The organism is Phascolarctobacterium faecium, from assembly GCF_003945365.1.
GTDB classification, from domain to species: Bacteria; Bacillota; Negativicutes; order Acidaminococcales; family Acidaminococcaceae; genus Phascolarctobacterium; species Phascolarctobacterium faecium.
The window spans coordinates 504,850-517,210 of the sequence record NZ_AP019004.1; the positions used below are offsets into that span (position 1 = coordinate 504,850).

General features: G+C 46.1%; 15 protein-coding genes. All 15 read left to right on the top strand.

The window, feature by feature from the left end:
* Positions 1-68: 68 nt before the first annotated feature.
* The 15 genes from mdcA to PFJ30894_RS02540 all read left to right on the top strand — a co-directional run bounded on the left by mdcA (position 69) and on the right by PFJ30894_RS02540 (position 12,279).
* Positions 69-1,727, top strand: coding sequence for a malonate decarboxylase subunit alpha (mdcA, locus tag PFJ30894_RS02470; RefSeq protein ID WP_370832956.1), 1,659 nt, complete (start codon positions 69-71; stop codon positions 1,725-1,727).
* A gap of 15 nt (positions 1,728-1,742) precedes the next feature.
* Positions 1,743-2,069 carry a malonate decarboxylase acyl carrier protein gene (gene mdcC, locus PFJ30894_RS02475; protein ID WP_125668940.1) on the top strand — a complete coding sequence of 109 codons (327 nt, stop codon included), beginning with the start codon at positions 1,743-1,745 and terminating at the stop codon, positions 2,067-2,069.
* 2 nt (positions 2,070-2,071) lie between these two features.
* Positions 2,072-3,031, top strand: coding sequence for a biotin-independent malonate decarboxylase subunit beta (locus PFJ30894_RS02480; protein WP_113077589.1), 960 nt, complete (start codon positions 2,072-2,074; stop codon positions 3,029-3,031).
* A gap of 14 nt (positions 3,032-3,045) precedes the next feature.
* Positions 3,046-3,942 (top strand): biotin-independent malonate decarboxylase subunit gamma, encoded by an 897-nt coding sequence (mdcE, locus tag PFJ30894_RS02485; protein WP_370840848.1) that lies wholly within the window; start codon positions 3,046-3,048, stop codon positions 3,940-3,942.
* A gap of 11 nt (positions 3,943-3,953) precedes the next feature.
* Positions 3,954-5,057 carry an acyl-CoA synthetase family protein gene (locus tag PFJ30894_RS02490; RefSeq protein WP_125668942.1) on the top strand — a complete coding sequence of 368 codons (1,104 nt, stop codon included), beginning with the start codon at positions 3,954-3,956 and terminating at the stop codon, positions 5,055-5,057.
* Positions 5,039-5,725, top strand: a complete 687-nt coding sequence (gene mdcG / locus PFJ30894_RS02495) for a malonate decarboxylase holo-[acyl-carrier-protein] synthase (RefSeq protein ID WP_113077586.1) — start codon at positions 5,039-5,041, stop codon at positions 5,723-5,725. Before PFJ30894_RS02490 ends, mdcG begins: the two co-directional genes overlap by 19 nt.
* Positions 5,726-5,728: 3 nt before the next feature.
* Positions 5,729-5,938, top strand: a complete 210-nt coding sequence (locus PFJ30894_RS02500) for an acetyl-CoA carboxylase biotin carboxyl carrier protein subunit (RefSeq protein ID WP_125668943.1) — start codon at positions 5,729-5,731, stop codon at positions 5,936-5,938.
* Positions 5,939-5,970: 32 nt separating this feature from the next.
* Positions 5,971-6,180 carry an acetyl-CoA carboxylase biotin carboxyl carrier protein subunit gene (locus PFJ30894_RS02505; RefSeq protein ID WP_125668943.1) on the top strand — a complete coding sequence of 70 codons (210 nt, stop codon included), beginning with the start codon at positions 5,971-5,973 and terminating at the stop codon, positions 6,178-6,180.
* Between the two features lie 86 nt (positions 6,181-6,266).
* Entirely contained in the window at positions 6,267-6,620 is a 354-nt protein-coding gene (gene madL, locus PFJ30894_RS02510; RefSeq protein ID WP_021718752.1) for a malonate transporter subunit MadL, read from the top strand.
* Between the two features lie 27 nt (positions 6,621-6,647).
* A complete protein-coding gene (madM, locus tag PFJ30894_RS02515) occupies positions 6,648-7,415 on the top strand; it encodes a malonate transporter subunit MadM (RefSeq protein WP_021718751.1) in 768 nt (255 codons plus the stop codon).
* Positions 7,416-7,446: 31 nt separating this feature from the next.
* Positions 7,447-8,400: a triphosphoribosyl-dephospho-CoA synthase gene (locus tag PFJ30894_RS02520; protein ID WP_125668944.1), complete on the top strand. Its 954-nt coding sequence runs from the start codon at positions 7,447-7,449 to the stop codon at positions 8,398-8,400.
* A gap of 140 nt (positions 8,401-8,540) precedes the next feature.
* A complete protein-coding gene (locus PFJ30894_RS02525; RefSeq protein ID WP_125668945.1) occupies positions 8,541-9,500 on the top strand; it encodes an AEC family transporter in 960 nt (319 codons plus the stop codon).
* A 15-nt stretch (positions 9,501-9,515) separates the two neighbouring features.
* The gene (locus PFJ30894_RS02530) at positions 9,516-9,953 is read left to right on the top strand and encodes a PaaI family thioesterase (protein ID WP_125668946.1); all 438 of its coding nucleotides are present in this window, start codon (positions 9,516-9,518) and stop codon (positions 9,951-9,953) included.
* A gap of 193 nt (positions 9,954-10,146) precedes the next feature.
* Positions 10,147-11,448, top strand: coding sequence for a glutamine-hydrolyzing GMP synthase (gene guaA / locus PFJ30894_RS02535; protein WP_125668947.1), 1,302 nt, complete (start codon positions 10,147-10,149; stop codon positions 11,446-11,448).
* Between the two features lie 57 nt (positions 11,449-11,505).
* Positions 11,506-12,279 (top strand): NYN domain-containing protein, encoded by a 774-nt coding sequence (locus tag PFJ30894_RS02540; protein WP_021718745.1) that lies wholly within the window; start codon positions 11,506-11,508, stop codon positions 12,277-12,279.
* The last annotated feature ends 82 nt before the right edge of the window (positions 12,280-12,361 follow it).

A 12,361-nucleotide genomic window follows, 5' to 3' on the forward strand; every position in this document is an offset into this window, starting at 1 on the left:
ATCCGGGTTCGGTATATATGAAGCAGTTTTGTAATAAGAAAGGAGAGAATGTAATGGAGCTTAAAGGTATTACGCGTGAGTGGGACTCTTTAAAGAAAGATGCTGCGGCAAGAGCTGCCTCAGCTGCCCCTTACGTCAAAGAAGGAAAAATCGTTGATGCCAAAGATGCAGTCGCTTTACTGGAGGCTGTTATCAAACCCGGTGATAAGGTCAACATCGAGGGCAACAACCAGAAACAGGCCGATTTTCTGGCGAAAACACTCTGCCAGGTAGATCCTGGTAAGGTGCATGATCTGCACATGGTACAGTCTGTTTTGACCTTGCCTGAACATCTGGATGTTTTTGAAAAAGGTATCGCTAAAAAGCTGGATATGTCCTTTTCCGGCCCGCAGGCAGGCCGAATTGCCGAATTTTTAAAAGAAGGCAAATTGGAGCTGGGAGCTATCCATACTTATTTGGAACTGTATGGACGTTATTTTGTTGATTTGACTCCGCGTGTCGCATTGATTGCGGCAACGAAGGCTGATCGCCATGGCAATCTGTTTACCGGTTTCAGCACTGAGGATACTCCGGCGATCGTAGAAGCGACTAAATTCCGTCAGGGTATCGTTATTGCGCAGGTCAACGAGATCGTAGACGAGCTGCCGCGCGTTGATATCCCCGGTGATTGGGTCGATTATGTTATTCAATCTCCGAAACCGTTTTACATCGAACCGCTCTTTACACGTGATCCGGCACTGATTACTGATGCTCAGGTTTTAAAGGGCATGATGGCGATCAAAGGTATCTATGGCGAGTATGGTATTAAAAGCCTGAACCATGGTATCGGTTTTGATACGGCTGCAATCGAGCTGCTGTTACCGACTTATGGTGAGGAGCTGGGATTGAAAGGCAAGATCTGCACCAATTTTATTTTGAATCCGCATCCTTCGATGATCCCGGCTATTGAAAGCGGTTGGGTCGAATCGATCCACTGCTTCGGCGGTGAATTGGGAATGGATGAGTATGTAGCTGCCCGCAGTGATATTTTCTTTGTCGGGCCGGATGGTTCAATGCGTTCAAACCGTGCTTTTTCTCAGACGGCAGGACATTATGCTATTGATATGTTTATCGGCGGCACACTGCAGATCGATCCTTATGGCAACAGTTCTACAGCTACGGCTAACCGTGTGGCAGGCTTCGGCGGCGCTCCGAATATGGGCTGCGACCCGAAAGGCCGTCGTCATTCTTCCGAAGCATGGCTTAAATGCGGTGAAGAATATGGCGTTAAAGAAGCAATGTGGGGACCTGTACACCGCGGCAAACGCCTGGTCGTACAATTGGCCGAAACCTTCCGTGAAAAACTGGCGCCTGGCTTCGTAGAGGAACTGGATGCTTTTGCTTTGGCTAAAAACGCTAATCTGCCGATTGAACCGGTTATGATCTACGGCGATGACCTGACTCATATCATTACCGAGGAAGGTATCGCATACCTGCATAAATGCAGAAATATGGAAGAACGTACTGCCGCTATCCGCGGTATCGCAGGCTTTACCGAAGTCGGTATGAAGGCTGATCCGAAAGAGACCCTGCGTCTGCGTGATCTTGGCGTGATCAAGACTGCCGATGATCTTGGTATTGATATGAGCAGAGCTAACCGTTCCATGCTGGCGGCTAAAAACGTACATGACCTGGTCGTTTGGTCTAAAGGTCTGTATAATCCGCCTGCTAAATTCAGAAACTGGTAAGAGGAGGAGATTAACGTGGCATTACAGGTTTTGGAATTTGAATTTAAATCTGCTGCAACACAGGAAATCGCTAAGGAATGGTCGCATCTTGGTGTAACCGGTTCCGGCGATTTGGAAGTACTTATGGAAAAGAAAGATTTGAACGGCGGCGTTAAAGCCAAAGTAGTTACTCCTGTTAAAGGCTTTGATGCGGTTTGGGAAAAAATGCTCGGAAAATTTGTAACTGATACAGGTGTTGGCAATGTAAGTATCGAGATCAACGATGATAACGCCACCCCGATCGTTGTTTATATGAGATTACGCCAGGCACTGGCAGAAGCTACTGCAAAGGAGGCTGAATAATTATGAAAAACTGGACTGAACTTGAAAACAGCAGCTTCTTTGACGCTAATGCCCGTGAACGTGCTTTGGGCATGGTCGACAAAGGGACCTTTACGGAGTTTTTAAATCCGCTGGATCGTTATTGCAGCCCGCATCTGCCGGTACTTGGGACTGCTGTGGAATTTGATGACGGTACTGTCTGCGGCGTTGGTTTGCTGGGCAAGCATCCTGTTTTTGTAGTATCAATGGAAGGGAAATTTATTGGCGGCGCTATTGGCGAGGTCAATGGCGGTAAAATGGTCGCAACTATTCGCCTGGCATTGAAGGCGGCTGCTGACATTAAAGCTAAATATCCTGAAGAATATGCTGCAAGACGTCCGCTGGTTGCGGTTTCTTTTGAAACCGGCGGCGTACGTCTGCACGAAGCCAATGCCGGACTTCTGGCCCATGCCGAAGTAATGGATGCCTTCCAGGACTGCCGCGGTATCGTTCCAGTAGTAGCGGTAGTTGGCAGTAAAGTCGGCTGCTTTGGCGGTATGGGCTTTGTAGCTGCAGCTACCGACGTCATTGTGATGAATGAAGAAGGGCGTATCGGCCTGACTGGTCCGGAAGTAATCGAACAGGAAATGGGCAAAGACGAATTTGACGCTTCCAACAAGGCTTTGGTTTACCGGACAACCGGCGCTAAACATAAATATATCATTCAGGATTGTAACTATCTTGTTGAAGATAAAATCGGTGAATTCCATAAAACTCTGGCTGAAGTGGCTGAGATACCAATGGCTGAGATCGAAAAAATGCGCCGTATCGGTTCTCTGAAGCTGGTACAGGAACAGCAGGAGCTGGTGAAGCTTGTTGGAGATATGCAGCCGAAGGATTCGATGGATCTGTGGAAATATTTCGGTAATGAAGATCCGGCAGCTTTGCCTGAGATGACGACAGCGGAATTCCTTAAAGTAGTAAAACGCAGAGTACGCAGTTAAGGAAAAGGAGGAATATGAATATGGAAGAATTGGACAACACTATGATAGGTCGCGGACGCGATGCTATTGATATGATCATCGATAAAGATTCCTTCCAGGAAAATATCATTGACGGTTACAGCTTCGATCCTGATTATGGCCCCGGGTCTGTTGTCGGTACTGCTAAGCTGAACGGCAAACCGACTACGATCATCGCTAATGATGCGATGGCGTTTAATGACAGATTTCCTGTTGTTTTCGGCGGGGTCATCGGACTTGAGGAAGGTTATAAGATGGCAACGGCAGTTTATCGGACTATGGAAGCCGATAAGGATAAACCGCTGCCTGAGAAACGCGCTATCGTTTTGATAGTTGATACTCCTGGTAACGGTCCCGGCAAAATGGAAGAAATCGCCGGTATGAATAAATCCACAGGCGGTTATCAGCTGGCTTTAGCCGAAGCACGCAAAGCAGGACATCCAATCGTGGCCATGGTCATTGGCCGCGCAATTTCCGGAGCTTTCCTGTGCCATGGTTTACAGGCCGACCATATTTTGGCCCTTTCCAAAGATTTCGGCACCATGATCCATGTTATGCCGCTGACCTCCATTGCCAGGATCACGAAAATGGATATCGAACGGTTGGAAGAGCTTTCTACCAGCAATCCTGTTTTTGCAGCCGGTGTAGATTTCTTTTACAAACTGGGCGGCGTACAGGAAATTGTCAATCAGGTAGAAGATATGCGGGAAGTAATTATCCGGCATATCGATGAGGTTGCTAAATTAAAGGCTGAAGGGAAAGGCGAACTGCTCGGTCCCTGGGGCAGAGGTATTCTGGGCAATGAGCGGGGCGGACGGATCCATAGAATGGAAGCTATTGCCAAGGTCAATGCAGAATTTACTGCAGTTGCCGATAAATATATCAACGCGTAAGGAGATTGCAGATGAACAGCTTGCTTCAGGAAATAAGCCTGCTGGTCGAAGATTTCGGTTCTGCTCCCAAACTGGAGGAGATGCCGAAGCGTACTTTGGCGGATAAAGGCATTGCCGGGCCGACGGCGGCTCATGTGATCGAAGATGTTCATACGCCTTTGAATCTTGCTTATCTTACCTTTACAACGGGAACATCAGCTTTTCAAAATATCGTCGGAGTTACCTATGCTGAATTGCCGGCACGCATCAGAGCTTCGGTCAGGATCTTAGAGCGCGCTGGACTAAAGCACGGCGATAAGCTGCTTGTTACTTATCCGCCGCTGGTAAATGTTTTTTCAGGGCAGGCTTTAAAAGATTTTGGTTTGAAATGCTCGTTTTTAGTGCGCTCCAGCCGTGATGCCTTTCTGGCAGCGCTGTATAAAGAGAGGCCTGCAGCTGTGGTGGGTGAGTCTGCGTTTTTACGGGCGGCACTGACAGATGCTAAAAATATGGGCGTTGCTGAAGATCTGCCTAAAGGAGTAAAGCTGTTGACTGCCGGTACGCCTCTGGATCTGGAGTTGCTGCCGGTGGCGCAGGAACTTCTGCAGGCGGAAGTACATGATTTATACGGCTGCCAGGAAATAGGCTGGCTGGCTATGGACGGTATCCCTGTCAGGGACGATATCGAACTGACACCGGCGGCCATCAGGGGCGGACAGCAATATTATGAGCTGATAGCAGGCGGCCTGCCGATGGGTGACAGTTTTCCGTGTTCAGAGTCGGGACATGTCTGTAATAAGGCCGGTAAGATCATTACTTACCGCCGGGAACGGACTTATCCGGAGTATGAAGTGATCGTAAAAGCTACTACTCTGGCCTCAGCCGTTACCTTAAACAGGGTGGCCCGCAGTATTTTGAGGATTAAAGGCCGGATCGTCAAGGTCAGTCCTGAAGTACAGGTCAATGCCGAACAAACAATATTGGAACTGCGGGGCGATCCTATATCAGGAATTGAAATACCTTCTGTTACAATCACCGGGCCGGTACAGACGGAATTTTTCGACACTATGGTACAGGCGCAGCTTGATTATCAGCAGAACAGTAAGGCGGATCCCGTATGGACAAAACGCAGTTAAAAAGGCATGACCTGGTTTATCCGAGCAGTATCGGCAGGGCAAGGCTGAAACAAGTGTTTTTAAACGAGCTGACAGGGGAAAAGGCATTTTTAGCGGCGGATATTTTCCGCGCTGACAGCGTTATTCCCGGAATAGTCAGACGTGCGGAAGTACTTTCGGCAGACGTGATACCGTTGGGCTTTGTGCATCCGCAGCTATGTGAGGGACGGCGTTTACGCCTGACAGCAGAGCTGGAGGTAGGCGAAGCAGTTAAATTGAAACGGCCTTATGAGCTTGCGGCAGCTGAATTTAAAGTATCTACGAATTGTCTGGCAGCGGCGCAGGCGGCATGCAGCTATGCGGCAGAGAGGCGGCTGAAACTGGGAATTTTAGGTTCGGCCGGGTTGGAAATAGCTACCGGTTTACCTTTTACCAACAGCGAATCTGATCTTGATCTGTTGATAACGGGATTGTCTTTGCAGCAGCTGCAGGAGGTATATACAGAACTGCAGGCCATTGGAAAGAAGTTTCAGGTAGACATTGATCTGGAAACGGAGCTTATTAATGGCTATGGTATTAAGGCGGCTGAATTATTTCAGCCGACACAGACAGTTTTAGGCAAGAGTTTACAGGATGTACAAATATTAAAGAAAAAGACAGTTGTAGAAATACTGTCACAGGAGGCATAAATCATGGAAATTAAATCTCGCGTACCCGGCAAAATCGTTCGCTTTGAAAAACAAGTAGGCGAAAGCGTTGAAGTAAAAGACGTACTGATAGTAATGGAAGCAATGAAAATGAAACAGCTGGTACCTTCCCCGGTAGCCGGAGTAGTCAAAGAATATAAAGTGCAGCCCGGCGACCGCGTAAGTGCCGGCCAGGTCATTGCCGTAGTCGAATAAGAGCAGACTAAAATTTAAGGAGATGTCGAATCATGGAAATTAAATCCCGCGTACCCGGTAAAATCGTTCGCTTTGAAAAACAAGTAGGCGAAAGCGTTGAAGTAAAAGACGTACTGATAGTAATGGAAGCAATGAAAATGAAACAGCTGGTACCTTCCCCAGTAGCCGGAGTAGTCAAAGAATATAAAGTGCAGCCCGGCGACCGCGTAAGTGCCGGTCAGGTTATTGCCGTAGTTGAATAAGTAAATTTTTACCGTTGCCTTTAGTTGTTTCGCTTCCCTTGAGTGGGGAGCGATAATAAAAAATTGTACTAAGGTGGTGTAATCTCATGATTATTTATGGTGTTGCGTTATTAGCATTTTGTTTTTTAACAGGTAATTACATTGGCGATATTTTAGGCGCGCTTCTGGGTGTTAAAGCTAATGTCGGCGGGGTTGGTTTTGCTATGCTGCTGCTGATTATTCTTACCAATAAAGGTATAGATGCAGGCTGGCTTGATAAAAAGGGTCAGGAGGGTATCGCGTTCTGGAGTGCCATGTATATTCCCATCGTTGTGGCTATGAGTTCCATTCAGGACGTTGTCGCCGCTTTATCCGGCGGAACGATCGCTGTATTGGGCGGAGTACTGGGCGTAGCCCTCGGCTTTGTCTTTATTCCTATTTTAAGAAAATTTGGTGCATAGTCATAAAAAGAATGGGAGGCGTTTTATATGGATTTCGCAGCAATGTTCATTAAACTTATTACTAAAAACGGATTAGTTGCGGCTTTTATTATCATCGGTATCACTACCTGGATTGCCTATAAAATCGGCGGTTTGACCAAGGGACGTATCCATGGCTCCGCAATTGCGATCTTCTTCGGTCTGATTCTGGCATATATCGGCGGTGTAGTCGGCGGCGGTCATAAAGGTTTGGCGAGCATTCCGATGTTTGCCGGCGTTGGTGTTATGGGCGGCGCTATGTTCCGTGATTTTGCCATCGTTTCCACTGCTTTTGGCGCTGACCTGCGTGAAATCAAAAAAGTTGGTCTTGTAGGTGTACTTTCGCTTATTTTTGGCTTATTGACTTCCTGGGTAGCAGGTGTGGGTGTGGCTTATGCCATGGGCTATACTGATTCTGTAAGTCTGGTAACCATCGGCGCCGGTGTGGCAACCTTTGTTGTAGGACCTGTAACAGGGGCTTCACTGGGCGCGTCTTCTGAGGTTATAGCCATCAGCATCGCAGCCGGCGTTGTTAAATCTGTTCTGGTTATGATTCTGACTCCATTTGTTGCTAAATTTGTCGGACTTGATAATCCTCAGTCCGCCATGATCTATGGCGGCTTGATGGGTACTACTTCCGGTACGGCTGCCGGTATGGCCGCAGTCGATCCCAAACTGGTTCCGTATGCGGCAATGACAGCTACATTCTATACCGGTTCCGGTTGTCTGGTATTTCCGTCAATTCTGTATTTTGCAACAAAAGCTATTTTTGGTTAAGTAATGATCCCGGCAGAAAGCAGGTGCAGCGATGTATGATCACCAAGCTAAAAAATTAAATGAGCAAGGTACGTTTAAAGAAATAGTAGTCGAGATATCAGCCCGCCAGCTTTCTGCTAAATCTGAAACTTTACGGCAAATGAGTATGTTTTTGACGCAGGCGGTTTTTATGGAGGTTTGCGTCCATCCAAAACCAGGCTTAGTCACCCGTCATGGCAGCGGTGCTCATACAGATATGAGTATTTTGACTTTTGCTGCCGGTTCTGCGGTTTTGGCAAAAGCTTTCAGTGATTTACAGATTTTAGGGATGAAGCATAATGGAAATTATCAGGAGTTATTTGGAAAGGTAAGACGTTACGGCGTCAGTGCGGAGCAGGAGCTGCTGCGCGTGACGAAAGGAGTCAATACCCAAAGAGGCATTTTATTTGCCGGTGGGCTATTGGCTGCTGCCGCAGGGGCTGCCATGAATAAAGGTCTGGACAGTAAAGCACTGTGCTCTATCGTGGCAGAAATGACGCAGGGGCTGACAGAGAATGAGCTGGCTGGACTGCAGGCAGACCGGCCTTTGACGGCAGGAGAAAGATTATATCAGGCTTATGGTATCACGGGTATCCGCGGCGAAGTGGAAGCAGGATTTCCCAGTGTACGACAGAACGGGTTGCCCGGCTTAAAGGAAGCGTTTGCCAAAGGCGCTGGACTGAACGATGCTTTGGTTCATGCTTTGGTTCATTTAATGACGGTTGTGCAGGATTCTAATGTCATCTGGCGCGGCGGTTATGCGAAGCTGCCGTTTGTACAGCAGCGTGCCAGAGATATTTTGGCGCAGGGAAGTATTTTTACTGATTCTGGACGCCGGCTGCTGGCAGAAAGTGAAGAACTTTTCAGGAATGAACGGATCAGTCCCGGCGGCAGTGCCGATCTGTTGTCTGTTACGGCTGCGTTATATTTAGTTGAAAACAAGGAATTCCCCGTTGCGATTATTTAGGACAGGTCGCAGGGGAAAGATTAGATAGATGTTTACTGCTTCCGGCATAGAAGGTGTGATTATGCCATTCCTCCATCAAGCAAAATAAGGCCCGCTAAAAGGGCCTTATTTTGCTGTTACAACCAGAAAAGAGGTGCGGTATGGAATTTGTTTTAAAAGCACTGGAAGGTATTTTCAGTATAGTTTTTATTATTGGTATCGGTTTTGTGTTAAGCAGACGCGGCTGGTTTGACGAGTACAGCAGCGCATTGATCGCCAGGCTGGTAACTGCTGTGTCATTACCTCTTTATATGATCGTCAGTATCAGTAAAAATTTTGATCATAATAAACTGGTTGCCATGGCGCCTGATCTGCTGCTGCCGATCTGTTCCATGCTGCTGGCTTTTGGTGTCGGTAAAATAGCTGCTCACGTTTTTAAAATCAAAAAAGAACGGCGCGGCATTTTCTGTACTAATTTTTTTATTGCTAATACCATGTTTATTGGTCTGCCGGTCAACCTGGCTCTGTTTGGTGAAAAAAGTATCCCGGCAGTAATGCTTTATTATATGGTCAATACAACCTTTTTCTGGACACTTGGTGTACATAATATTGTGCAGGATACCCTGAGTGATACAAAGAATAAACCAGCGTTTTTTTCTCCGGCAGCACTGAAGAAAATTTTTTCTCCGCCACTGGCCGGCTTCATTGTCGGTATCATTTTAGTCTTGCTGGACTGCAGGCTGCCGTCTTTTTTGATGAACAGCTTCCAATATATAGGTAATTTGACGACGCCTTTATCGTTGGTTTTTATTGGCATCGAGATGAGTAAGATCCCGTTGGGAGAAATCGGTTTCGATAAAGATCTGCTGCTAGGCGTTGCCGGACGTTTTCTGGTTTGTCCAGTATGTGTTTTGGCTCTGGTACCGCTGCTGCCGGTAACGCCGCTGTCAGCACAGATTTTCACTATGCAGGCGACCATGCCGGCGATGACACAGATGGCGATCGTAGCTAAAACTTATGGCGCGGATTCTGCTTATGCGGCGACGTTAAGTTTTTTAACGGTGCTTTTAGGTATTGTTGTCGTACCGTTGTATATGATGCTGGTTAATATGTATATATAAGTAAGAGGTGATTGAATGAACACAGTAACAGATGTAGCTGCTCATATCAAACAGATCTGGAGCAGCAGCGCGTTTATGAATTTGCTGAAGATAGAGATCGATGAGATCCACTGCGGCGGTGCAACGGTAAAGATGCCGATAGATTTTGACATCCATACCAATCACTGGCTGGGTGTGCACGGCGGTGCTTTGGCGGCATTAGCCGATGCAGTTATGGGCATTACCGGAGCCAGTGTCGGCGAGGTTGTGCAGACATTGAGCTTCAATATCAATTTTATCAGCAATCTGCCGGGTACGGGGACGGCAATCGTTAAAAGCCAGGTCAAACACCATGGGCAGACAACTATGGTCATTATGGCGGAAATGACAGACGAACAGAATAATCTACTGGCTGCTATTACGACGACTATGTTTATCGCCGGACATTTTAATGAAATACCCAGAGAATGGTAATGAGGGTATGAAATATTAGATAACAAATAAAACCGTACTTGTGATCCAAAACAGTACGGTTTTATTTTATGCAGACACAAGATGAATTTAGTTAAGTTTTCTGCAATAATTTAGTGGAGAAGCAGGCGTTAAATATGTTACAATTAATATATCTAAGCTGGTGTAAAATTTTATTGCAGATAGGAGAATGGATATGCAGCAGGATATGATCGTAATTTTAGATTTGGGCAGCCACGAAAACACAATGGTGGCTCGCGCCGTAAGGGAATTGGGTGTTTACAGCGAGATCAAACCCCATGATATCACAGCAGCAGAACTGAAAGCTCTGCCTAATGTTAAAGGTATCATCATCAACGGGGGAGAAAACAATATTATCGACGGTCAGCCGATCGACGTGGAAGCAGCCGTTTATCAGTTTGGCGTGCCGGTAATGTCTGTCGGCCATACTTTGGCTAAAGTAGAAAATCTGCCTGCCTGGCCGGAACATACAGCTATGCTGGAAGTGCTCAAAAAATTTGTTTTTGATGAGTGCCATGCCACAGCTAACTGGAATATGAAAAATTTCATCAATGATCAGATCGAACTGATCAAAAAACAGGTCGGCGATAAAAAAGTTCTGCTGGCTTTGTCCGGCGGTGTCGATTCTTCTGTTGTAGCAGCGCTTTTGATCAAAGCTATCGGCTCGCAGCTGACCTGCGTGCATGTTAACCATGGCCTGATGCGTAAAGATGAGTCTGAAAGCGTCGTCAGAGTCTTCAGAGACGAACTGAAAGCTAATCTTGTCTATGTTGATGCCAGCGAACGTTTCCTCTCTAAACTGGCTGGCGTAGCTGATCCGGAAGCGAAAAGAAAAATCATCGGCGCCGAATTTATCCGTGTTTTTGAAGAAGAAGCGCGTAAACTGGACGGTATTGAATTCCTGGGACAGGGCACTATTTATCCTGACGTAGTAGAATCCGGCACTAAAACAGCCAAGAGCGTTAAAAGCCATCATAATGTCGGAGGACTGCCTGAAGATCTGCAGTTCAAGCTGGTCGAACCTTTGTATCAGCTTTTTAAAGACGAAGTACGTGCCTGCGGTATCGAACTGGGCTTGCCGCACAGTATGGTTTACCGTCAGCCGTTCCCCGGACCGGGACTTGGCGTAAGATGCCTGGGCGCTATAACTAAAGAGCGTCTGGAAGCAGTGCGTGAAGCTGACGCTATTTTGCGTGAAGAATTCGCCAATGCCGGATTAGATAAAAAAGTATGGCAGTATTTTACCGTTGTACCTGATTTTAAATCCGTCGGTGTACGCGATAACGCCAGAACCTTCGAGTATCCTGTGATCATCCGTGCGATCAATACTGTTGACGCCATGACGGCAACTATCGAAGAACTGGACTGGCCGATCCTGCACAAAATCACCAACAGGATCTTGGCTGAAGTCAAAAACGTCAACCGCGTCTGCTATGATTTGTCGCCCAAACCGAACGCCACTATCGAGTGGGAATAAGTAGCTGATTTATGGTTATTTACTTATAAGAATATTGAGAATGTTAAGGAGGGGTTTATGGAGAATTTGCAAAGAATCGCGCTTTTAATTGATGCAGATAACACTCAGTTGGCAAAGTTGGAGGATGTTATACAGGAAATATCTACACATGGCCGTATCGTTGTAAAAAGAGCGTATGGTAATTGGAGAAAAGATACATTAAAAAACTGGGAAAATGAGCTGAAACGTTTAGCGATAAAAGCGGAGCAGCAGTTTGACTATGTTTCTGGTAAAAATACAACTGATATGGCGTTGGTAATCGATACAATGAATTTGCTGCATAAAGGGATTTATGATGCATTTGTTATCGTTGCCAGCGACAGTGATTATACTCCCTTGGCAATAAATTTGCATGAATCCGGAGTATATGTTATGGGTGTTGGTGAAAAGAAAACACCGGAAGCTTTTAGAAACAGTTGTGATGAATTTATTTTTCTGGAGAACCTTGGCGAAAATATAAAAGCAGCAAAGTCTAAAACTGAAAGCAGTGAAAAAGCAATAGAGATAGAAGAGGAATGCTTGGAAACTGCTACAGTCGATTCTACGAAAGAAGATATAAGTGTAATACATAATTTATTAAAAATAGCATCTGACAAGTACCAGGATGATGAAGGCTATGTAAATGTTAGTTCAGCCGGACAATTTATAAAAAGAGTAAAACCGGATTTTGATGTGCGAACTTTCGGGTTTATTAAATTGCCGAAGCTAATAGAAGCATTCCCCAGAAAATATGAAATAAAAAAGTATCCCGGAAAAGGTAAAGTTACCATTATCGCCTATAGATGTAAGTAATAAATACAGAGGTATTTGTGTACATTATTGATCTGTGTTAGACTTTTTGCGATATTGAAATTACCATAAAGAAAAGACCCAT

What these genes read in the sequence shown, in the direction of transcription:
- PFJ30894_RS02540 (WP_021718745.1), top strand. Translation starts at nt 11,506, where the DNA reads ATGGAGAATTTGCAAAGAATCGCGCTTTTAATTGATGCAGATAACACT.
- PFJ30894_RS02520 (WP_125668944.1), top strand. Translation starts at nt 7,447, where the DNA reads ATGTATGATCACCAAGCTAAAAAATTAAATGAGCAAGGTACGTTTAAA.
- PFJ30894_RS02490 (WP_125668942.1), top strand. Translation starts at nt 3,954, where the DNA reads ATGAACAGCTTGCTTCAGGAAATAAGCCTGCTGGTCGAAGATTTCGGT.
- PFJ30894_RS02500 (WP_125668943.1), top strand. Translation starts at nt 5,729, where the DNA reads ATGGAAATTAAATCTCGCGTACCCGGCAAAATCGTTCGCTTTGAAAAA.
- PFJ30894_RS02525 (WP_125668945.1), top strand. Translation starts at nt 8,541, where the DNA reads ATGGAATTTGTTTTAAAAGCACTGGAAGGTATTTTCAGTATAGTTTTT.
- madM (WP_021718751.1), top strand. Translation starts at nt 6,648, where the DNA reads ATGGATTTCGCAGCAATGTTCATTAAACTTATTACTAAAAACGGATTA.
- PFJ30894_RS02480 (WP_113077589.1), top strand. Translation starts at nt 2,072, where the DNA reads ATGAAAAACTGGACTGAACTTGAAAACAGCAGCTTCTTTGACGCTAAT.
- PFJ30894_RS02530 (WP_125668946.1), top strand. Translation starts at nt 9,516, where the DNA reads ATGAACACAGTAACAGATGTAGCTGCTCATATCAAACAGATCTGGAGC.
- mdcG (WP_113077586.1), top strand. Translation starts at nt 5,039, where the DNA reads ATGGACAAAACGCAGTTAAAAAGGCATGACCTGGTTTATCCGAGCAGT.
- madL (WP_021718752.1), top strand. Translation starts at nt 6,267, where the DNA reads ATGATTATTTATGGTGTTGCGTTATTAGCATTTTGTTTTTTAACAGGT.
- mdcE (WP_370840848.1), top strand. Translation starts at nt 3,046, where the DNA reads ATGAATATGGAAGAATTGGACAACACTATGATAGGTCGCGGACGCGAT.
- PFJ30894_RS02505 (WP_125668943.1), top strand. Translation starts at nt 5,971, where the DNA reads ATGGAAATTAAATCCCGCGTACCCGGTAAAATCGTTCGCTTTGAAAAA.
- guaA (WP_125668947.1), top strand. Translation starts at nt 10,147, where the DNA reads ATGCAGCAGGATATGATCGTAATTTTAGATTTGGGCAGCCACGAAAAC.